Here is a 20,601-nt window from a genome sequence, read left to right as displayed (position 1 = left end):
GCAACCGCTGGAATCAGGCCGCGAATCGCCACGCTGGCCGAGTTGATCGACCTCACCCTCGAAGAGTTCTTCGACGCGGCCATGCCTTCGCTGCCGTGTGCCTGATGTCGCAGGTCCGATCACGGCACCGGGGACCAGGTGTATCTCGGGGCATGCGGCGGTGTGATGTGCCCCGGGTCTGATGGAGTCACCTTGCTGGGCAGATGATGCTTCAGACACTCAAGGGGGCTTCCATGCCCCGCAGTTACCCACCCGAGTTCGGGCGCAAGCTCCTCGACCTCGTCGAGGCCGGCCGGTCGATCCGGCAGATCGCCCACGACCTCGGCATCAGCGAGCAGACGATCTACGTCTGGCGCCGGCAGCACCTCATCGACAACGGACGGCTGGCCGGCCCGACCAGCGAGGACCAGGCCGAACTCGTAGCTGCGCGCGTGTTGGCGTAAACGTCGAGTCGATGCTGCTCACGACCCAGGTGTTCGGCCCACACATGAAGCGTCGGGGCCGGGGGCGAGTCATCAACATCACGTCCGGCAGCGTCGGTTCGCAGATAACGGGTGCCGCTCACTACGTCGCCTTCAAGATGGCAGTCGGCTCACCCGGGCTGCCGCCAACGAACTCGGTGCCTCCGGCATCACGGTCAACGCCGTGGCGCCAGGGCTCGTCCGTACTCCTGGCTCGTCGAGCATGCCGGAGAAGGGCTTCCAGGGGGTCGCCGAGCGGCAGACGATCCACAGCGCGTTCAGGGGCCGGAGGGTCCTGCCCGTCTCCTCCCCCTGAACGGACCGCTGACCTGACCGCTGACCAGACCGCTGGACAGCCCGCGCTAGCGCGGATCCTGGACCACCGAGAACGGTGCTCCCTCCGGGTCCGTCACCGTCGCGACCCGGCCGTGCGCGGTGTCGTGGGCCGGTTCGAGGACCCGGCCGCCCAGTTCGGCCACCTGCCGCAGCGTGTCTTCCGCGTCGTCGACCTGGAAGTACGTCAGCCAGTGCGGGCCCCGGTCCCGGGGCAGGGCGTGGCCGACACCGTGGATGCCGGCGACCGGACCGTCCGTCAGGCGCAGGGTCACGTGGTCGAAGCCGGCGGCGACCTCCGGCTCCTCCTCGTAGCCGAACACGGTCGTGTAGAACTTGCTGACGCTCGCGGTCTCGAAGGTCAGCAGCTCGTTCCAGGCCGGCGTGCCGTGGACGCCGGTGACGGCTGTGCCGGGATGCCCCGGCGCCCCCTGCCAGACACCGAACACGGCCCCCGAGGTGTCGGAACCCAGGACGAGCCGCCCGTCGTCGGCCGCGTCCAAGGGGCCCACGCCCACGGTGCCGCCGCACAGCCGTACCGTCTCGGCCGTCAGGTCCACGTCGTCCGAGGCGAAGTAAGGCGTCCAGGCGGTGGGCAGTTCGAGGTCCGACGCCAGCTCGCCGATGCCCGCCACCCGACGCCCGTCGAGCAGGGCCCGCACATACGGGCCGAGCTGCTGGGGGCCGGGCTCGAACTCCCAGCCGAAGAGCTCCCCGTAGAACTCCTCGGTCGTGGTCAGCCCGTGCACCATGAGACTCACCCAGCAGGGTGTGCCGGGCGCGCGCCGACCGTGCGTGCCGCCGTTCGGGCCGGCCGACCCCCGTGCCTCGGTCATCGTCACTCTCTCCCCGGCCCCTCGCGGTGGCCGTGTCGCTTCCGCTTCCCGCATCCACGTGCACAGACCGTGTGCACGCCCCGTGCCGACGCCCGCCCCGTGCGTGGCCCCCCGGTGCCACGGCGGCGCCGCCAGGTGTTCATCGGATGTACAGCATGTGCCCGATCCCGTACGCCTGGTGATCGAACCTGTCCGGCGGAGCAGAGTAGTCGGACCTGGACGACGCGGCCACCCCTGACGTATGGATGGACGCCATGAAAGCCATCATCACCGCAACGGAACTCGCGCACGACTTGACCGGGGCCAATCCGCCCGTGCTGCTGGACGTCCGCTGGCAGCTCAGCGTGGCCAAGGCGGCCGGGGCGCCGGCCTTCGACGGGCGGGCCGAGTACGCGGCCGGGCATCTGCCCGGTGCCGTGTTCGTCGACCTGGACGCGGAACTCGCCTCGGCGCCGGGGGAGCGCGGCCGTCATCCGCTGCCGGACATCGAGGAGTTCGGCGCCGCGATGCGCCGGGCGGGTGTGTCGCCGGGCCGGCCGGTGGTCGTGTACGACGGGGGGCAGGGCTGGGCGGCCGCGCGTGCGTGGTGGCTGCTGCGCTGGACGGGTCACCCGGACGTGCGGGTCCTCGACGGCGGATTGCCGGCCTGGGAGGGCCCCCTTTCGACGGACGTACCCGCCCCGGCCCAGGGCGACTTCGAGCCGGTGCCCGGTCCCGGGGGACTCCTCGACGCGGACGCCGCCGCCGCGCTGGCCCGCTCCGGCGTGCTGCTCGACGCCCGGGCGGCGGAGCGGTACCGGGGGGACGTGGAGCCCATCGACCGGGTCGGCGGGCACGTCCCGGGCGCCGTGTCCGCGCCGACGACCGAGAACGTGACGGCGGACGGCCGGTTCCTGCCCGCCGAGGAGTTGCGGGCCCGTTTCAAGAACCTCGGCGCGTCGCAGGATGCCGAGGTCGGCGTCTACTGCGGCTCCGGTGTCTCCGCGGCCCACGAGGCACTGGCCCTCGCGGTCGCGGGCATCCCGGCGGCGCTGTACGTGGGCTCCTGGTCGGAGTGGTCCTCGGATCCGTCCCGGCCGGTGGCGACGGGGCCCGACCCGCAGTAAGGCGAACGCGGGCGGAGCAAACAGCGAACGGAGGGGGCTTCCGGTGCGGAAGCCCCCTCCGGGTACGGCAGTACGGTCCGCTACTCCTGCTTCTTGCGCCGGGTCCCGAACACGATCTCGTCCCAGCTTGGAACGGCGGCCCGGCGTCCGGGGCGGACCCCGTCGGCCTCGGCCTGGCGGTCGGTGGCGCCGATCAGGCGGTCGCGGTGGCTGGCGACCGAACGGGGCATGAGGACGTCCGCGTAGGCGGAACCGGCCGAGGCCGCCGGGGCGGGGGGTTCCTCCGCCTCCGGTTCGGTCTCCGGTGGCTCCTCGGTGGACTCCGCGGGCCGCTCCGGGACCACCAGGTCGCCCCGGAAGCTGGGCACCGCCTCCAGCAGACTGGTCAGCGAGTCGCGCTCGCCCGTGCTCTCCTCGGCCGGCTCGGACGCCTGCGACGGCAGGCTGGGCCGCTCCCGGTCCAGGGCGCGGTCCAGCGGCCGGTCGCGCGGCAGTCTGGCGATGCGCGGCACGAAGGGGAAGCTCGGCTCGGGCGAACCGAGGTCGTCGGACTCCCCGATCAGGGAGCGCGCCTCGTCGTCGAAGGCCTGGACGAGCCGCCGGGGCGGGTCGTACGTCCAGCTCGCCGAGTGCGGCTCGCCCGCGACCCGGTAGACCAGCAGGACCTCCCAGGTGCCGTCGTCGCGGCGCCAGGAGTCCCACTGCACGGTGTCCTTCTCGGCACCGCGCAGCAACAGGCGCTCCTGGACGGCCTCGCCGAGCAGCGGACCGGAGTTCTCGCCGGGCCTGCGGACCGGGGTCTTGCGGGCCCGCTCGGCCATGAAGGCGCGCTCGGCCAGTACCGGACCCTCGAAGCGCCGCACCCGGTCGACGGGGATGCCGGCGAGCTGCGCGACCTCTTCCGCGGTCGCGCCCGCACGTATCCGCGCCTGGATGTCACGGGGGCGGAGATGGCTCTCCACCTCGATCTCGATCTGGCCGAGGCGGGGCCGGTCGCCGCGCACGGCGGCGCGCAGGCGTTCGTCGATCGGAAGCGTGTACTCCGTAGAGTCGGCAGCCTTCAGCACCAGCCGTGTGCCGTCATTGGAGACGGCCACGACACGCAGTTCGGGCATGGGGACCTCCCGGGTGGTGCCTGCCGACGTCACGTGCGTCGCTGCTTCCGCTAGTCGAGTGTGGCCTGCCCGGGTGCAGCCTGCCACAACCTTGCCGAGTTGCCCGGCGTGTCGGGCACGGGCCCGGGAACGCCGTTATGGCACGGTTACCAATTCGCAACGCTAAGTGACCAACTCCGTCACCCTGTGCAACTAGCCCCCCTCCCGGCGGTCCTGTAAGGCCCCCGGACACCCTGGCGGGAGACCGGTCCCAGGGCTCGCAACAGTACTCCATTTGGACCATGTGCGTGGATGGGCGCGCCGCCCAACTTCTGACAAGAGGCAGGAGTCCGCCGTCCGCAAGCGGTTTTCGCGATCACGGGCGTGGCATGCTTCACACGATCCCCGGAAACGGAACCGGTGATTTCGCCGTGGCTACGCCCCCAACACCCGCCGCAGGTAGTCGTTCTGGAACCGCCGGTCCGGGTCCAGCCGGTCCCGCAGGGCCGTGAACTCGCCGAACCGGGGGTAGACCTCGGTGAAGTACGCGGCGTCCCGCGTGTGCACCTTGCCCCAGTGCGGCCGCCCCTCGTGCGCGGTGAAGATGCGCTCGGCGGCGGTGAAGTACGCCTGGTAGGGGGTGCCCTTGAACATGTGGACGGCGACGTAGGCGCTGTCCCGTCCGGAGGCGGTGGACAGGGTGATGTCGTCGGCGGGGGCGGTGCGCACCTCGACCGGGAAGCTGATCCTGAGGTTCGAACGGTCGACCATCGCCTTGAGTTCGCGCAGCGTGTCCGCCAGGGCCGCGCGCGGGACGGCGTACTCCATCTCCACGAACCGCACCCGGCGGGGCGAGGTGTAGACCTTGTAGGGGATGTCCGTGTACGTCCGCGCGGACAGCGCCCGGCTGGATATCCGGGCGATGGCCGGGATGGTCGCGGGCACCGCGCGGCCGACCCAGTTGGCCGCCTGGAAGACGCCGTTGGAGAGGAACTCGTCCTCGAACCAGCCGGACAACTGCCCGATCGGCTTCTCCGGTCCGGCGCTGCGGTTGTTGCGCTTGGTGTTGGTGTTCCCGGTGTGCGGGAACCAGTAGAACTCGAAGTGCTCGTTCTCGGCCCAGAGTTGGTCGAACTCGGCCAACACCCGGTCGAAGGGCATCGGTTCCTCGCGGGCCGTGAGCAGGAAGACCGGCTCCACGGCGAAGGTGATCGCGGTGACGATGCCCAGGGCGCCCAGGCCGATGCGGGCGGCCGCGAACACCGCGCGTTCTTCGTCGGTCCCCTTCTCGGAGCAGGTGAGCACCGACCCGTCCGCCGTGACCAGCTCAAGGCCCTTGATCTGGGCGGCGATCGAGGCCGATTCCCGGCCGGTGCCGTGCGTGCCGGTGCTGGTGGCGCCGGAGACCGTCTGCTCCATGATGTCGCCCATGTTGGTCAGCGACAGGCCCTCGCGGGCCAGGGCGACGTTGAGTCTCTTGAGCGGGGTGCCCGCCTCGACGGTGACCGTCATGGCCTCGCGGTCGATGTTGCGGATACCGGTCAACAGTTGAGGGCGGATCAACACACCGTCGGTGGCCGCGATGGCGGTGAAGGAGTGCCCGGTACCGACCGCCTTCACCTTCAGGCCGTCCTCGGCGGCCCGGCGCACCGCCGCGGCCAGCTCCTCCACCGAGGCGGGAGTCACCTCCCGCGCGGGACGGGCGACGACGTTGCCTCCCCAGTTACGCCACGTGCCGTTCTTCCCGCTCGCTGTGGTGCTCAAGGGTGCCTCCCCGACCCGGAGCCGGCCTGCTGAGCCGGCGGTACCCGAGGAAACCGACCGCGACCGCGACGGCCCCGGACACCGCCGGAACCCCGTACCCGGCGTGCGCGCCGGCTGCGTCGATCACCCAGCCGGCCGCGGAGGAGCCGAGCGCGACCCCGACCGCCAGGCCGGTGCTCACCCAGGTCATCCCCTCGGTGAGCTGCGCGCGAGGTACGTGCTCTTCGATGAGGGACATCGTCGTGATCATCGTCGGCGCGATGGACAGACCCGCAACGAACAGCGCCACGGCCAGAAGCGACAAGTTTCCGACCAGTAGGAGGGGGATCATACTCACGGCCATCGCGCATATGCCCAGCAGCCACCTGCGTTCCGGCGCCCCCGCGAAGCGCAGCAGCCCGAACACCACTCCGGCCGTGCAGGAACCCGCCGCGTACAGCGCCAGGACCACGCTGGCCGCGGCCTTGTGACCGCGCTCGTCGGCGAAGGCGACGGTGACCACGTCGACCGCCCCGAAGATCGCTCCCGTGGCGACGAAGGTGGCCACCAGCACCCGCAGGCCCGGGGAGCGCAGGGCGCTGCCGCCGCCCCGGTGCTCGCGCGGGTGCGGCTCGGGCTCGGTGGCGCGCTGGGAGGTCAGCCAGAAGACCCCGGCCGCCAGGAAGCAGCCGGCCAGCAGCGGGCCCGCCTCGGGGAACCACGCCGTGGACAGGCCGATGGAGATGATCGGCCCGAAGATGAAGCAGACCTCGTCCACCACGGACTCGAACGAGTACGCCGTGTGCAGCTTGGGAGTTCCCCGGTACAGCGCGGCCCAGCGGGCCCGGACCATCGCGCCCAGGCTCGGCACACAGCCGATGCCGGCCGCGCACACGAACAGCACCGGGTCCGGCCACCCCAGGTGCGCCGCCAGCAGCAGCCCGGCCGTCGAGGCGAGCGCTCCCAGCGTCGCCGGGCGCAGCACCCTGCGCTGGCCGTACTGGTCCACCAGCCGGGATATCTGCGGCCCGATCGCGGCGGCGGACATCGCGATGGCGGCGGACAGGGCCCCCGCGAGCCCGTACCGCCCGGTGAGCTGCGAGATCATCGTGACCACGCCGATGCCCATCATCGACAGCGGCATCCGGCCGAGGAAGCCCGCGGCGGAGAAGCCCTTGGTGCCGGGGACGGCGAACAGGGCGCGGTAGGGGCTGGGCACGCGGGTCTCCGGTGTTCGGACGTAAGGCGCGAATGCGGCTGATACAGCTTACGAGTTAGGTGACCCTAATGCACCCGGAAATGCCAGAGGTGAAACCGGCCGAAAACCGTCCGGAACCCGACTCTTCATTCCACTGTTTCCGGGCTGTCAGTGCCGGGTGGCAGGATCGAGCCATGCCAGACGTGCTCGATGCCACCCCCTACGACGCCCTGCTCCTGCTCTCGTTCGGCGGCCCGGAGGGCCCGGACGACGTGGTCCCCTTCCTGGAGAACGTGACCCGCGGGCGCGGCATCCCCAAGGAACGCCTCAAGGAAGTCGGGCAGCACTACTTCCTGTTCGGCGGGGTCAGCCCCATCAACGGCCAGAACCGCGCCCTGCTGGACGCACTGCGCAAGGATTTCGCCGAGCATGGCCTGGACCTGCCGGTCTACTGGGGCAACCGCAACTGGGCCCCGTACCTGACGGACACCCTGCGCGAGATGGTCGCCGACGGCCGCCGCCGCATCCTGGTGCTCGCCACCAGCGCCTACGCCTCGTACTCGGGCTGCCGCCAGTACCGCGAGAACCTAGCCGACTCGCTGGCCGCGCTGGAGGCCGAGGGCCTGGAGCTGCCGAAGATCGACAAGCTGCGCCACTACTTCAACCACCGGGGCTTCCTCCAGCCCATGATCGACGGGGTGCTCGAGTCCCTCGCCGACCTCCCCGAGGACGTCCGGGCCGGCGCCCACCTCGCCTTCACCACCCACTCCATCCCGACCGCCTCCGCCGACACCTCAGGACCCGTCGAGGCCCACGGCGAGGGCGGCGCGTACGTCGAGCAGCATCTGGACGTGGCCCAGCTGATCGCCGACGCGGTCCGCGAGCGCACCGGCGTCGACCACCCCTGGCGGCTCGTCTACCAGTCCCGTTCCGGTGCCCCGCAGATCCCCTGGCTGGAGCCGGACATCTGCGACCACCTCGAGGAACTGCACGGGTCGGGGGTCCCGGCCGTCGTCATGGCGCCCATCGGCTTCGTCTCCGACCACATGGAGGTCCTCTACGACCTCGACACGGAGGCCACGGCCAAGGCCGGGGAACTGGGCCTGCCGGTGCGCCGCTCGGCCACCGTCGGCGCCGACCCGCGGTTCGCCGCCGCGGTCCGCGACCTGATCGTGGAGCGCGCCGCCGCCGAGCGCGGCCAGGAGACCGCGCCCTGCGCCCTGGGGGCCCTCGGGGCGAGCCACGACGTCTGCCCGGTCGGCTGCTGCCCGGCCCGCGCCCCCCGCCCGGCCGCCGCGGGCGCCGACAGCCCCTACGCATGAGGAGCCCCGTGACCGACAGCCTGCACACGGACCTGCTGGGGCTCGCCCAGGAGGCCGCCCGCCGGGCGGGGGAGCTGCTGCGGGACGGCCGCCCCGCCGACCTCGCGGTCGCCGCGACCAAGTCGAGCCCGATCGACGTCGTCACCGAGATGGACATCGCGGCCGAGAAGCTGATCACCGACCTGATCTCGGCCCACCGCCCCGACGACGGCTTCCTGGGTGAGGAGGGTGCCGCCACCGAGGGCACGAGCGGCATCCGCTGGGTGATCGACCCGCTCGACGGCACGGTGAACTACCTGTACGGGCTGCCCACCTGGTCGGTGTCCATCGCGGCCGAACAGGACGGCGAGACCGTGGCCGGCGTCGTGGCCGCCCCGATGCGCGGCGAGACGTACCACTCGGTACGCGGCGGCGGGGCCTGGGCCACCGGCGCCTGGGACGGTGAGCGCCGGCTGGCCTGCCGGCACGCGCCGCCCCTGGACCAGGCGCTGGTCTCCACGGGCTTCAACTACGTCTCCGAGGTCCGTGCCCACCAGGCCGAGGTGGCCGCGAGGCTGATCCCGCGGCTGCGCGACATCCGGCGCGGCGGCTCGGCGGCGGTGGACCTCTGCGACGTGGCCTGCGGCCGGCTGGACGGGTACTACGAGCGCGGGCTCAACGCCTGGGACGTCGCCGCGGGTGACCTGATCGCCCGGGAGGCGGGCGCACTGACCGGTGGACGGCCCGGGGAGCGCCTGTCACGCGACCTGACAGTCGCGGGCACCCCGGGGGTCTTCGAGCCCCTCCAGCGGCTGCTGGAGGACTTCGGGGCCTGGCACGACTGACCGCGGTATCGACCGACAGACGCAGCAGGGCCCCGGCGCTGGATTCGCCGGGGCCCTGCTGTCGTACGGGTCAGTGAGGCCGTACGGGTGTCACAGGCCGATCAGACGCTGGGCGCGCCGACCTCCACACCGTGTTCGGCGGCGAGGCGGCGCAGGTCGTCGAGCTCTGCCAGCTCCACCTCGACGAGGAAGTCGTCGCCCTCGTCGCGAGCCCGCGTCAGGTCGGACTCGGTCGTCCTTATGCGCTGCAGAAGTCCTGCGGTGAAAGCGTCCATGCTGCGCCCCCTCGTCCTGGGTCGTGGGTCGGGTGGCACGGGGGTGTGCCGTTCGGGAAGGGGCGATCACGTCTCCTGTAGGTGCCCAGCGCCGCCCGGGCTGGGCGGCGACGGTGCCGGACACCCACGCCCACTCTGCTGATAAGCGGATCGCGGTGTACCACATGGTGCTGCGGCACATGCAGAGCGTGATCGCGGGGTGTAAAGCCGTCCTCCCCCCGCTCTCTTCCGTGGAAACCTCAACCGGAGGAGAAAATCTCGCATTCCCGTCCGGAGCCCGTGATCCACCGGGGCCACCGCTGTCTTACAGCCGACTTATGGCGGAAAAGGGCAGGATGGAGGTCACACAACCCCGTCAAGGCCCCTGCCGCGCGCGCTCTGGCGCGCTACGCGGGTGGACACAGGAAGGACAAGCGACGTGCGCGTACTCGTCGTCGAGGACGAGCAGCTGCTCGCCGATGCGGTGGCCACCGGACTGCGCCGGGAGGCCATGGCCGTCGACGTCGTGTACGACGGTGCGGCCGCCCTGGAACGCATCGGCGTGAACGACTACGACGTGGTCGTCCTCGACCGCGACCTCCCGCTGGTGCACGGCGACGACGTCTGCCGCAAGATCGTCGAGCTCGGCATGCCCACGCGCGTGCTGATGCTCACCGCCTCGGGTGACGTCAGCGACCGCGTCGAGGGCCTGGAGATCGGCGCCGACGACTACCTGCCCAAGCCGTTCGCGTTCAGCGAGCTCATCGCGCGCGTGCGCGCCCTGGGCCGGCGCACCAGCGTGCCGCTGCCGCCGGTCCTGGAGCGCGCCGGCATCAAGCTGGACCCCAACCGCCGCGAGGTCTTCCGCGACGGCAAGGAGGTCCAGCTCGCGCCGAAGGAGTTCGCCGTCCTGGAGGTGCTGATGCGCAGTGAGGGTGCCGTGGTCTCCGCCGAGCAGCTGCTGGAGAAGGCCTGGGACGAGAACACCGATCCGTTCACCAACGTGGTGCGTGTGACCGTGATGACGCTGCGCCGCAAGCTGGGCGAGCCGCCCGTCATCGTCACCGTCCCCGGCTCCGGCTACCGGATCTGATGGCCGTGGCCACCACGCCCACGCCCACGCAGGCGCCCCCGAAGCCCACCTGGGACCCCAGAAGGCCGGAGCCGCCGTTCCCCTGGCTGCGCCCGACCATCCGGATACGGCTGACACTGCTGTACGGCGGCATGTTCCTGATCGCCGGCATCCTGCTGCTGTCGATCATCTACCTGCTGGCCGCGCAGGCCATCAGCACGGGCAACCAGCCGCCCTTCAAGATCGTGAGCGCCAGCAACGAGATCAAGGTCACCAGCCCCGACTGCCCCGCGGTCAACAACGCCTCCGGCCTGACGCTCACACAGTTCAACTCGGCGGTCAGCGACTGCATCGACCACTCGCGCCAGGCCGCCCTGGACAACCTGCTCAGCCGCTCGCTGCTGGCCCTGCTGGGCCTCGCCGTGATCGCCTTCGCGTTCGGCTACGCCATGGCCGGCCGCGTGCTGTCGCCGCTCGGCCGGATCACCCGCACCGCGCGCGCGGTGGCCGGCTCGGACCTGTCCCGCCGGATCGAGCTGGACGGCCCGGACGACGAGCTCAAGGAGCTCGCGGACACCTTCGACGACATGCTGGAGCGGCTTCAGCGGGCCTTCACGGCGCAACAGCGCTTCGTCGGCAACGCCTCGCACGAGCTGCGCACGCCCCTGGCGATCAACCGCACGCTCCTGGAGGTGCACCTCTCGGACCCGGGCGCGCCCGTGGAGCTGCAACAGCTCGGCAAGACACTGCTGGCCACCAACGAGCGCAGCGAGCAGCTCGTGGAGGGCCTGCTGCTGCTCGCCCGCAGCGACAACCAGATCGTCGAGCGCAAGCCCGTGGACCTGGCCGAGGTCGCCTCGCAGGCCATCGACCAGGTGCACGCCGAGGCCGAGGCCAAGGGCGTCGGTATCCGGGGCGAGCGCAAACCGGCCGTCGTCCAGGGCAACGGCGTCCTGCTGGAGCGGATCGCGCTGAACCTGGTGCAGAACGCCGTGCGGTACAACGTGCCCAATGAGGAGGGGCAGCGCGAAGCGCTTCAGAACAAGGGCGGTGGCGGGCGACGGGAGGGCGGTTGGGTCGAGGTCGTCACGGAGGTGCAGCACGGGCAGGCGATGCTGGTCGTCTCGAACACCGGGCCGGTCGTGCCCGCGTACGAGATCGACAACCTCTTCGAGCCCTTCAGGCGGCTGCGTACGGAGCGCACGGGCAGCGACAAGGGCGTGGGCCTGGGCCTGTCGATCGCCCGGTCCGTGGCCCGCGCGCACGGCGGCCACATCTCGGCGACGCCGAGGGAGGGTGGCGGTCTCGTGATGCGGGTCACGCTGCCGATCTGACCGGGCCCGTGACACACCCGGTGATGTTCGCTTTGCGCGGAATTTTCCGGCAGCCCGGCGCACATCACCGTGTGTGATCGATCACATGGGCAATATTCCGGCCATCTACTCTCCGTGATCAAGAACCTTGGTGGAAAGCCGGGAAAATCCGGGTTTTCGGGGGTCCTGATCACGGGAAGTACACGGTGAGATGCCTTTGAGGTGCGGCACCTGGACCGTGTACGGTCCCCATCGCCATCCCAGCCGATCACTCTTGAGGGGTCCGGTTGGGTGTCGATTGAGTAACAGACCTTGATGTGAGGCAAAATCTCCGCCTCGGGTCGGGCACAAGTCCGGCCTCTCACGCGTTACGTGCGCTGGAGACACCGCAGCAGACACCCAGAGGGGGAGAGCGACATGGCAACCGACTACGACACCCCACGCAAGACCGACGACGACGTCGATTCGGACAGCCTTGAGGAGCTGAAGGCCCGGCGCAATGACAAGAGCGCGTCGGCCGTGGACGTCGACGAGTTCGAGGCCGCAGAAGGCCTGGAGCTGCCCGGCGCCGACCTCTCCAACGAGGAGTTGGCCGTCCGGGTCCTGCCGAAGCAGCAGGACGAGTTCACGTGCATGAGCTGCTTCCTGGTGCACCACCGCAGCCAGCTGGCCCGCGAGAAGAACGGTCAGCCGATCTGCCGCGACTGCGACTGAGGCGGGGTCGGCCGTGACTGGCTCGACCCCACCTCGGAAGCGCCGTTTCCGCCTGCCGGGAGCGGACCAGGGGCCGTCCGACGGCCTGTACGACGCGCGTGACGACGAGCGGGGCTCGCCCGTAACGGGAGCCTCGCTCGAACCGGTGGCCGACCGGGGTGACCTCCCGGCGTCCGCACGGCGAACCGCGGCCGTCGCCCTGCGGCGGGCCGCGGCGATCCGGGAGAAGGCCCGGGAAAGAGCCCGTCAAGGCACCCGCAAGGGCGGCAGCCGCGCCAGAGCGGGGCTTGCCTACGTCACCGACCGGATCATCGAGATCGCCCCGCGGATCCCCGTACGCGACCTCGCGACGCTGCGCCGGCAGTTCCCGGGCCTCGGGCCCGAGCAGCTCGCCGACAAGCTCGTGGCGGGCGCCGCGAACGCGACCTCCACGGTCGGGGCCGGGATCGGTGCGGCGGCGATGCTGCCGGTGCCGCTCGCGATGCCCACCGAGCTGGCCGCGGAGATCACCGGGGTCGCGGCGATCGAGCTCAAGCTCATCGCCGAACTCCACGAGGTCTACGGCGTACGGCCGCCGGGCAGTCTCAAGGCCCGCAGTACCGCGTATCTGGCCTCCTGGTCGGAGGAGCGCGGCATCGACGTGATGAAGCCGTCGACGATCAACACGGCCCTCGGGGGCCCGATGAAGCGCCGGCTGCGCCAGCAGGTCATGAAGCGGACGGTGCGCGACCTGCCCAACCTGATGCCCTTCATGGTCGGCGCCGCCGTCGGGGCGGTCATGAACCGCCGCGACACCAAGAGACTGGCGGCACGGATCCGGACCGACCTGCGCAAGATCCAGGTGCCGTGGGACGCGCTGACCGCGCTGCCACCGCTGGAGCCCCCCGCCGACCCGCTGGCGATCGGGGACATCGCCAAGGAACTCGAGGACTGACCGGGCGCCCTACGCCACGGCCTCCCGCGCCGCCGCGATCGCGGCCGCGAGCCCTTCCGGATCCCGGGTCGACAGGTACAGGTACGGCGTCGGGTCCGCCGGATCGGTGACCTCGACGCGAAGGGCCGTGGGGATGTAGGCCCGCAGCAGGAGGAAGGCGCGGGTGTCGGCCTTGTAGGTGCGCCAGGCCCGGGCCTCCTCCGCGTCCAGGAACTCCGCGTCGCCCAGCGCCGTCACCGGGATCTTCGCCTCGCCCGCGATCAGCGAGTCGCCCACGACACGGATCCGGACCGAGCCGTAGGAGCTCGCGACGACGGCCGCCGCGGCCGTGCCGCCGACCAGGCCGCCGAGCAGCGGCAGGGGGCCGAAGGGCAGCAGGACCAGGGCGAAGGCGATCCCCACCAGGAAGCTGATCAGCCACCAGGAGCGGGGAGCGGTGAGGCGTTCGTCGTACGGGGCGGCGGAGAGCTGCATGGAGCCAAGCTTGGCACGGTGAACGGACACCCCCGACGCGCGGGTAAGGTCTGCGGCTGTGAGTGGTGGTTCCCCAGTCCTTCAGCCCCCGGCCGACGCCGTGAAACCCGTTCGGCACCCCGAAGCTCCCGCACCCGGCGAGCTCCTCGGTGCCCACTACGGCCAGTGCTTCGGCTGCGGCGGCGAGCAGCCGCACGGGCTGCGCCTGGCGGCCCGCGCCGGCGAGGGCGTGTCCCTGACCGCCGAGTTCACCGTGCAGCCCGCCCACCAGGGCGCCCCGGGCCTCGCGCACGGCGGGGTACTCGCCACCGCCCTCGACGAGACCCTCGGCTCGCTGAACTGGCTGCTGCGGACCATCGCCGTGACCGGACGGCTGGAGACGGACTTCGTACGGCCCGTGCCCGTGGGGACCACGCTCCATCTGGAGGCCGAGGTGACCGCCGTCGCCGGGCGGAAGATCTACTCCACCGCCACCGGCCGGATCGGCGGCCCCGACGGCCCCGTCGCCCTCCGCGCCGACGCGCTCTTCATCGAGGTCGAGGTTCAGCACTTCGTCGACAACGGCCGCCCCGAAGAGATCAGGGCCGCCATGGACGACCCCGACCGGATCCGGCGCGCCCGCGCCTTCGAGGTGAACCCGTGACCCCCATGAGCCCCGAGCCCCCCGCCGACCGCGACCCCGTTCACGTGCCGATCCGCCGCGTCGACCCCGACGTACCGCTCCCGGCGTACGCGCACCCCGGTGACGCGGGAGCCGACCTGCGCACCACCGAGGCATGCGAACTGGCGCCCGGCGAGCGCGCCGTCCTGCCCACGGGAGTGTCCATCGCCCTCCCGGAGGGGTACGCGGCCTTCGTGCACCCGCGATCCGGTCTCGCCGCCCGCTGCGGTGTCGCCCTGGTGAATGCCCCGGGGACGGTTGATGCCGGGTACCGTGGGGAGATCAAGGTGATCGTGGTGAACCTCGACCCGCGCGAGAGCGTACGGTTCGAGCGCTTCGACCGGATCGCCCAACTGGTCGTCCAGCAGGTCGAGAGGGTCCGCTTCCAGGAGGTGGCGGAGCTTCCCGACTCGGCGCGGGCCGAGGGGGGCTTCGGGTCCACCGGCGGTCATGCCGCGGTGGGCGACGTGAGCGGCACAAGCGGTCGGGCCGCCGAGGGCGGCCGGACGGGTGGGTATCGATACGCTTCGGTCGTATCCGACCGGGAAGGACAGTGACGTGTTCGGACGTCGCAAGAAGAAGGGTGCCGCCGAGGACGCGGCCGGCGAGGCCGAGCAGGTCGTCGACAGCGTCGACACCGAGGCGGACGGGGAAGTGGAAGAGGCCGAGCGCGAGCGCGTCCGGCTCGAGCCGGAGCCGCGGCCCGACGGGCCCTGGGACAGCTCCGAGGTGCGCGACCCGGCCGAGGGCCGGGTGGACCTGGGCGGTCTGTTCGTGCCGGGCGTCGACGGCATGGAGCTCAGGGTCGAGGTCGCGGGCGACGCGATCGTCGCGGCGACCGTCGTACTGCGCGACAGCGCCATCCAGCTACAGGCCTTCGCCGCGCCCAAGCGAGAGGGCATCTGGGGCGAGGTACGCGAGGAGATCGGGACCGGTATCACCCAGCAGGGTGGCATCATCGACGAGGTCGAGGGGCCGCTCGGCTGGGAGCTGCGCGCCCAGGTGCCGGTGCAGCTGCCGGACGGCACGGGCGGTTTCCAGGTCGTCCGGTTCGTCGGCGTGGACGGGCCCCGCTGGTTCCTGCGCGGCGTGATCTCGGGCCAGGGCGCGGTGCAGCCGCAGGCGGCCGGGCTGCTCGAGCAGATCTTCCGGGACACGGTCGTGGTGCGTGGCGAGGGCCCGATGGCGCCGCGCGACCCGATCGTCCTGAAGCTGCCGAACGACGCCCAGATGGTGCCCGAGGGCCTCCAGCAGGACGAGAGCGGCTCCCGCTTCTCCGGCGGCATGGGGCAGTTGCAGCGCGGGCCGGAGATCACCGAGGTCCGCTAGACGTCCCCGTACACACAACGCGAGGGGCCGCATCCCGGTTCGGGGTGCGGCCCCTCGCGCGTCCCGGCGTGCTGGGCACGGGAACGCGCCGGTTCACCCCATCAGGGTTGCGTCAAAGATGCCCCCCGTACCGGTTCTCCTCCCGTTCGCCGGGACCGATGGCCGTAGGGTCGACGCTGCGTAGGCGGTAGTCACCGGAAGACAATGGGGCCATGGCACGCGGCAAGCTTCGGATCTATCTCGGCGCGGCGCCGGGCGTGGGCAAGACGTACGCCATGCTGTCCGAGGCGCACCGCCGGATCGAGCGGGGCACCGACTGCGTCGTGGGCTTCGTCGAGCACCACGAGCGGCCGCGCACCGAGGTGATGCTGCACGGGCTCGAACGGGTGCCGCGCAGGGAGCTGGAGTACCGGGGTGGCCGTTTCACCGAGATGGACGTGGACGCGGTCCTGCGGCGGGCCCCCGCCGTCGCCCTGGTCGACGAGCTCGCCCACACGAACGTCCCCGGTTCCCGCAACGCCAAGCGCTGGCAGGACGTTGAGGAACTGCTCGCCGCCGGGATCGACGTGGTCTCGACGGTCAACATCCAGCACCTGGAGTCGCTCGGCGACGTCGTGGAGTCCATAACGGGCGTACGGCAGCAGGAGACCGTACCGGACGAGGTGGTACGGCGCGCGGCCCAGATCGAGCTGGTCGACATGTCCCCGGAGGCGCTGCGCCGGCGCATGGCACACGGCAACATCTACAAGCCCGACAAGGTGGACGCCGCACTCTCCAACTACTTCCGGCCGGGGAACCTGACCGCCCTGCGCGAGCTGGCGCTGCTGTGGGTGGCCGACCGGGTCGACGAGTACCTGAAGCAGTACCGCAGCGAGCACCGGGTCTCGGCGATATGGGGCTCGCGGGAGCGGATCGTGGTGGGCCTGACCGGCGGCCCGGAGGGCCGGACCCTGATCCGGCGCGCCGCACGGCTGGCCGAGAAGGGCGCCGGCGGCGAGGTGCTCGCCGTCTACATATCCCGCAGCGACGGGCTCACCTCCGCCTCCCCCAAGGAGCTCGCCGTCCAGCGCACCCTCGTCGAGGACCTCGGCGGCACCTTCCACCAGGTCGTCGGCGACGACATCCCCGCCGCCCTGCTGGACTTCGCGCGCGGGGTCAACGCCACCCAGATCGTGCTGGGCTCCTCCCGGCGCAAGACCTGGCAGTACGTCTTCGGACCCGGCGTCGGTGCCACGGTCGCCCGGGACTCCGGTCCCGACCTGGACGTGCACATCGTCACCCACGACGAGGTCGCCAGGGGACGCGGGCTGCCCGTGGCCCGAGGCGCCCGCCTCGGCCGCTCGCGGCTGGTGTGGGGCTGGCTGGTCGGCGTGGTCGGCCCGGCGGTCCTGGCGGTGCTGCTCAACACCGTCCACCTGGGCCTCGCCAACGACATGCTGCTGTTCCTGACGGTGACGGTGGCCGCGGCCCTGCTCGGCGGCCTCTTCCCCGCCCTGGCCTCGGCGGCGGTGGGTTCCCTGCTGCTGAACTACTTCTACACACCGCCCCTGCACCGCTGGACGATCGCCGACCCGAAGAACATCGTCGCCATCGTGATCTTCGTGTCCGTCGGCGTCTCGGTGGCCTCCGTGGTGGACCTCGCGGCCCGGCGTACCCACCAGGCGGCGCGGCTGCGCGCAGAGTCGGAGATCCTCTCCTTCCTCGCGGGCAACGTGCTGCGCGGCGAGACGGGCCTGGAGGAGCTGCTGGAGCGGGTCCGGGAGACCTTCGGGATGGAGTCGGCGGCCCTGCTGGAACGGGCCGGCGACGTCGACCCGTGGACGTGTGCGGGCCGGGTGGGCGCCGGGCGGCCCGTGGAGCGGCCGGACGAGGCGGACGTGGACATGCCGGTCGGGGATCACATGGCGCTCGCGCTGACCGGCCGGGTGCTGCCCGCCGAGGACCGCCGGGTGCTGGCCGCCTTCGCGGCGCAGGCCGCCGTCGTCCTGGACCGCAGGCGCCTGAAGGAGGAGGCCGACCAGGCCAAGGAACTGGCCGAGGGCAACCGCATCCGCACCGCGCTGCTGGCCGCCGTCAGCCACGACCTGCGCACCCCGCTGGCCGGCATCAAGGCGGCGGTCTCCTCGCTGCGCTCGGACGACGTGGCGTGGTCCGAGGAGGACCAGGCGGAGCTGCTGGCGGGCATCGAGGAGGGCGCCGACCGGCTCGACCATCTGGTGGGCAACCTGCTCGACATGTCCCGCCTCCAGACCGGCACGGTCACCCCGCTCATCCGCGAGATCGACCTCGACGAGGTGGTCCCGATGGCGCTGGGCGGTGTCCCGGAGGGCAGCGCCGAGCTGGACGTCCCCGAGACCCTGCCCATGGTCGCCGTCGACCCCGGGCTGCTGGAGCGGGCGGTGGCGAACCTGGTGGAGAACGCCGTCAAGTACAGCCCCCCGGAACGGCCCGTCCTGGTCGCCGCCAGTGCCATCGCCGACCGGGTGGAGGTGCGGGTGGTGGACCGCGGACCCGGCGTCCCCGACGAGGCCAAGGACCGCATCTTCGAGCCCTTCCAGCGGTACGGGGACGCTCCGCGCGGCGCCGGCGTCGGCCTCGGCCTCGCGGTCGCACGCGGCTTCGCCGAGGCGATGGGCGGCGCCCTGAACGCCGAGGACACGCCCGGCGGCGGCCTCACCATGGTCCTCACCCTCCGCGCGGCAGGATCGCGTCCCGAGCTCCTCCCCGCGGGGGAAGGCACCGCACACCGCGAAAGGCAGAATTCATGACCCGTGTCCTGGTGGTCGACGACGAGCCGCAGATCACGCGCGCGCTCGTGATCAACCTCAAGGCGCGCAAGTACGAGGTCGACGCCGCCCCCGACGGCAGGACCGCGCTCGACCTCGCCGCCTCCCGCCACCCCGACGTGGTCGTCCTGGACCTGGGCCTGCCCGACATGGACGGCGTCGAGGTCATCAGGGGCCTGCGCGGCTGGACCCGGGTGCCGATCCTGGTGCTGTCCGCCCGGCACTCCTCCGACGAGAAGGTCGAGGCGCTGGACGCGGGCGCCGACGACTACGTCACCAAGCCGTTCGGCATGGACGAGCTCCTCGCCCGGCTGCGGGCCGCCGTCCGCCGGGCCGAGCCGGTCGGCTCCGGCGAGGACGACGTGACCACGGTGGAGACCGAGCAGTTCACCGTCGACCTGTCCGCGAAGAAGGTCCACCGGGGCGGCAGGGACGTCCGCCTGACGCCCACCGAGTGGCATCTGCTGGAGGTGCTGGTCCGCAACACCGGCCGACTGGTCGGCCAGAAGCAGCTGCTTCAGGAGGTGTGGGGCCCGTCGTACGGGACGGAGACGAACTACCTGCGCGTCTACATGGCCCAACTCCGCAGAAAACTCGAGGCGGACCCCTCCCACCCGAAGCACTTCATCACCGAGCCGGGGATGGGCTACCGCTTCGAGAAGTGAGGCGCGGCAGAGGTGCTGGGGCCGGGGGGTGTCCTCGGGGGGTGCGGTGTCGCGGAGCCGGGGTGGGCTACCGCTTCGCGAGGTGTGGCGCGGTTGTAGTGCTGCCGGGGGTCCGGGGGTTGTCCGCCGGGGGATGCGGCATCAGCGAGCCGGGGATGGGCTACCGCTTCCAGAAGTGGGGCGCGGCCGGGGATTACGTGGCCGTCAGTGTGCCCCGGTACGCTTTCAGGCATGAGCGCTGTTCCTCGTTCCGAAAAGCCGGCCGGCCGGTTCCGGCGCATGCTCGACCGGCTTTCCTCGTCACAGGAGGACCTGGAGTCGGAGGAGCTCAGGGAGGACGCCGACACCGCGGGCTGTACCCGGATCGGTGACTGCCAGGACCGGCAGATCGTCACCGTAACTGGTACCTTGCGCACGGTCACCCTGCGGCCGCGCGCCGGGGTCCCGGCCCTGGAGGCCGAACTGTTCGACGGCTCCGCCGCGCTGGACGTGGTGTGGCTGGGCAGGCGCTCCATCGTGGGCATAGAACCGGGGCGCAGGCTCATCGCATCGGGCCGGATCTCGATGAGCCGGGGCCGCCGGGTGCTGTTCAACCCCAAGTACGAACTGCGACCCCTCGGACGGGAGTAGCCGGTGACGTCACTCGACAAGCCGACCGAAGACACACAGGCGGACGAGGCTCGGACGGACGACGCGCGGGCGGTGACCGAGGCCGCGCTGTTCGAGGCGTTCGGCGGTGTCCGGGGCATGGTCGAGACCGTCCTGCCCGGTCTCCTCTTCGTCACCATCTTCACGATCAACAAGGATCTGCACTGGTCCGCGATCGCCGCGCTGGCCGTGTCCCTGGTCCTGGTCGTGGTCCGGCTGGCGATGAAGGACACCGTGAAGCACGCCTTCAGCGGTGTCTTCGGTGTCGCCTTCGGTGTCGTCTTCGCGATGTTCACGGGCAACGCCAAGGACTTCTACCTCCCCGGCATGCTGTACACGCTGGGCCTGGCCCTGGCATACATCATCACGACGCTCGCCGGGGTCCCCCTGATCGGCCTGATCCTCGGCCCGGTCTTCAAGGAGAACCTCTCCTGGCGCACCCGCAACCCCGGGCGCAAGACGGCCTACGCCAAGGCCAGCTGGGCCTGGGGCCTGATCCTGCTGGCCAAGTGCGCGATCCTCTTCCCGCTGTACTGGTGGGCCAACACGGCGCAGCTCGGCTGGGTGCTGGTGGCCCTGAAGATCCCGCCCTTCCTGCTGGCCGTCTGGCTCACCTGGGTCTTCCTCGCGAAGGCGCCCGCGCCGATCGACGTGTTCGCGGAGATGGAGGCCGAGGAGCGGGCCGAGAAGGAGCGGCAGGCCGCGGCGGCCACGGAGCGCGGCGAAGCGCCCAGCGCGGGCCGGCACCGCCGCGAGGCCTAGCGGCGGCGCAGCGAGCCGCCCACAGCTTCCGTACGAGGATGGGGGCGCCCAGAGATCTCTGGGCGCCCCCAT

The 20,601-nt window shown here is 71.6% G+C and carries 21 protein-coding genes and 2 pseudogenes; 17 read left to right on the top strand and 6 right to left on the bottom strand.

Annotated elements, in window-relative coordinates; translation table 11 throughout:
- Nucleotides 1-233: 233 nt before the first annotated feature.
- The 3 genes and pseudogenes from ACWGJM_RS38525 to ACWGJM_RS38515 form a co-directional block, all read left to right on the top strand.
- Nucleotides 234-443: a transposase gene (locus ACWGJM_RS38525; RefSeq protein ID WP_453416402.1), complete on the top strand. Its 210-nt coding sequence runs from the start codon at nt 234-236 to the stop codon at nt 441-443.
- 11 nt (nt 444-454) lie between these two features.
- Nucleotides 455-529 (top strand): annotated as a pseudogene (locus ACWGJM_RS38520) (hypothetical protein); the annotation flags it as partial.
- A 74-nt stretch (nt 530-603) separates the two neighbouring features.
- A pseudogene (locus ACWGJM_RS38515) lies at nt 604-777 on the top strand (SDR family oxidoreductase); the annotation flags it as partial.
- A 46-nt stretch (nt 778-823) separates the two neighbouring features.
- Here the strand turns inward: ACWGJM_RS38515 and ACWGJM_RS38510 are convergent.
- Nucleotides 824-1,630 carry a VOC family protein gene (locus tag ACWGJM_RS38510; protein WP_453416401.1) on the bottom strand — a complete coding sequence of 269 codons (807 nt, stop codon included), beginning with the start codon at nt 1,628-1,630 and terminating at the stop codon, nt 824-826.
- Nucleotides 1,631-1,884: 254 nt separating this feature from the next.
- Between ACWGJM_RS38510 and ACWGJM_RS38505 the strand changes: the two genes are divergently transcribed.
- Nucleotides 1,885-2,736 carry a sulfurtransferase gene (locus ACWGJM_RS38505; RefSeq protein ID WP_453416400.1) on the top strand — a complete coding sequence of 284 codons (852 nt, stop codon included), beginning with the start codon at nt 1,885-1,887 and terminating at the stop codon, nt 2,734-2,736.
- A gap of 80 nt (nt 2,737-2,816) precedes the next feature.
- Here the strand turns inward: ACWGJM_RS38505 and sepH are convergent, their stop codons facing one another.
- The 3 genes from sepH to ACWGJM_RS38490 all read right to left on the bottom strand — a co-directional run bounded on the left by sepH (nt 2,817) and on the right by ACWGJM_RS38490 (nt 6,792).
- Nucleotides 2,817-3,851 carry a septation protein SepH gene (gene sepH, locus ACWGJM_RS38500; RefSeq protein ID WP_453416399.1) on the bottom strand — a complete coding sequence of 345 codons (1,035 nt, stop codon included), beginning with the start codon at nt 3,849-3,851 and terminating at the stop codon, nt 2,817-2,819.
- 414 nt (nt 3,852-4,265) lie between these two features.
- Nucleotides 4,266-5,594, bottom strand: coding sequence for a D-arabinono-1,4-lactone oxidase (locus ACWGJM_RS38495; protein ID WP_453416398.1), 1,329 nt, complete (start codon nt 5,592-5,594; stop codon nt 4,266-4,268).
- Nucleotides 5,554-6,792, bottom strand: a complete 1,239-nt coding sequence (locus ACWGJM_RS38490) for an MFS transporter (protein ID WP_453416397.1) — start codon at nt 6,790-6,792, stop codon at nt 5,554-5,556. Before ACWGJM_RS38490 ends, ACWGJM_RS38495 begins: the two co-directional genes overlap by 41 nt.
- A 173-nt stretch (nt 6,793-6,965) precedes the next feature.
- Between ACWGJM_RS38490 and ACWGJM_RS38485 the strand changes: the two genes are divergently transcribed.
- Nucleotides 6,966-8,093, top strand: a complete 1,128-nt coding sequence (locus tag ACWGJM_RS38485; protein ID WP_453416396.1) for a ferrochelatase — start codon at nt 6,966-6,968, stop codon at nt 8,091-8,093.
- Nucleotides 8,094-8,101: 8 nt separating this feature from the next.
- Nucleotides 8,102-8,917 carry an inositol monophosphatase family protein gene (locus ACWGJM_RS38480; RefSeq protein WP_453416395.1) on the top strand — a complete coding sequence of 272 codons (816 nt, stop codon included), beginning with the start codon at nt 8,102-8,104 and terminating at the stop codon, nt 8,915-8,917.
- A gap of 101 nt (nt 8,918-9,018) precedes the next feature.
- Here the strand turns inward: ACWGJM_RS38480 and ACWGJM_RS38475 are convergent, their stop codons facing one another.
- The gene (locus ACWGJM_RS38475) at nt 9,019-9,192 is read right to left on the bottom strand and encodes a hypothetical protein (RefSeq protein WP_165955390.1); all 174 of its coding nucleotides are present in this window, start codon (nt 9,190-9,192) and stop codon (nt 9,019-9,021) included.
- A 418-nt stretch (nt 9,193-9,610) separates the two neighbouring features.
- Between ACWGJM_RS38475 and ACWGJM_RS38470 the strand changes: the two genes are divergently transcribed.
- From ACWGJM_RS38470 to ACWGJM_RS38455, 4 genes are all read left to right on the top strand, one after another.
- Complete coding sequence (locus ACWGJM_RS38470; protein ID WP_003993508.1) at nt 9,611-10,264, top strand: response regulator transcription factor; 654 nt, start codon at nt 9,611-9,613, stop codon at nt 10,262-10,264.
- A 5-nt stretch (nt 10,265-10,269) separates the two neighbouring features.
- A complete protein-coding gene (locus ACWGJM_RS38465; protein WP_453416394.1) occupies nt 10,270-11,577 on the top strand; it encodes a sensor histidine kinase in 1,308 nt (435 codons plus the stop codon).
- A gap of 396 nt (nt 11,578-11,973) precedes the next feature.
- Nucleotides 11,974-12,270, top strand: a complete 297-nt coding sequence (locus tag ACWGJM_RS38460; RefSeq protein ID WP_003993510.1) for a DUF4193 domain-containing protein — start codon at nt 11,974-11,976, stop codon at nt 12,268-12,270.
- Nucleotides 12,271-12,283: 13 nt separating this feature from the next.
- On the top strand, nt 12,284-13,204 hold the full coding sequence (locus ACWGJM_RS38455) for a hypothetical protein (protein ID WP_453416393.1): 921 nt from the start codon (nt 12,284-12,286) through the stop codon (nt 13,202-13,204).
- A gap of 9 nt (nt 13,205-13,213) precedes the next feature.
- On the opposite strand, the gene ACWGJM_RS38450 is transcribed toward ACWGJM_RS38455, so the two are convergent.
- A complete protein-coding gene (locus tag ACWGJM_RS38450) occupies nt 13,214-13,678 on the bottom strand; it encodes a DUF3093 domain-containing protein (RefSeq protein ID WP_453416392.1) in 465 nt (154 codons plus the stop codon).
- Nucleotides 13,679-13,736: 58 nt separating this feature from the next.
- Between ACWGJM_RS38450 and ACWGJM_RS38445 the strand changes: the two genes are divergently transcribed.
- The 7 genes from ACWGJM_RS38445 to ACWGJM_RS38415 all read left to right on the top strand — a co-directional run bounded on the left by ACWGJM_RS38445 (nt 13,737) and on the right by ACWGJM_RS38415 (nt 20,529).
- Nucleotides 13,737-14,321: a PaaI family thioesterase gene (locus tag ACWGJM_RS38445; protein WP_453416391.1), complete on the top strand. Its 585-nt coding sequence runs from the start codon at nt 13,737-13,739 to the stop codon at nt 14,319-14,321.
- A 5-nt stretch (nt 14,322-14,326) separates the two neighbouring features.
- Nucleotides 14,327-14,896 carry a dUTP diphosphatase gene (gene dut, locus ACWGJM_RS38440; RefSeq protein WP_453416390.1) on the top strand — a complete coding sequence of 190 codons (570 nt, stop codon included), beginning with the start codon at nt 14,327-14,329 and terminating at the stop codon, nt 14,894-14,896.
- Between the two features lies 1 nt (nt 14,897).
- Complete coding sequence (locus ACWGJM_RS38435; protein WP_453416389.1) at nt 14,898-15,668, top strand: DUF3710 domain-containing protein; 771 nt, start codon at nt 14,898-14,900, stop codon at nt 15,666-15,668.
- Between the two features lie 212 nt (nt 15,669-15,880).
- Nucleotides 15,881-18,436, top strand: a complete 2,556-nt coding sequence (locus ACWGJM_RS38430; RefSeq protein WP_453416388.1) for an ATP-binding protein — start codon at nt 15,881-15,883, stop codon at nt 18,434-18,436.
- Entirely contained in the window at nt 18,433-19,119 is a 687-nt protein-coding gene (locus ACWGJM_RS38425) for a response regulator (RefSeq protein WP_453416387.1), read from the top strand. Before ACWGJM_RS38430 ends, ACWGJM_RS38425 begins: the two co-directional genes overlap by 4 nt.
- A 231-nt stretch (nt 19,120-19,350) precedes the next feature.
- Nucleotides 19,351-19,749, top strand: coding sequence for an OB-fold nucleic acid binding domain-containing protein (locus ACWGJM_RS38420; protein WP_361799872.1), 399 nt, complete (start codon nt 19,351-19,353; stop codon nt 19,747-19,749).
- 3 nt (nt 19,750-19,752) lie between these two features.
- Nucleotides 19,753-20,529: a DUF3159 domain-containing protein gene (locus tag ACWGJM_RS38415; RefSeq protein WP_453416386.1), complete on the top strand. Its 777-nt coding sequence runs from the start codon at nt 19,753-19,755 to the stop codon at nt 20,527-20,529.
- The last annotated feature ends 72 nt before the right edge of the window (nt 20,530-20,601 follow it).

The organism is Streptomyces sp. NPDC054834 (genome assembly GCF_053611185.1).
Note: the sequence above shows the minus strand (reverse complement) of the source record. Positions and strands in the feature narration are given on the sequence as shown.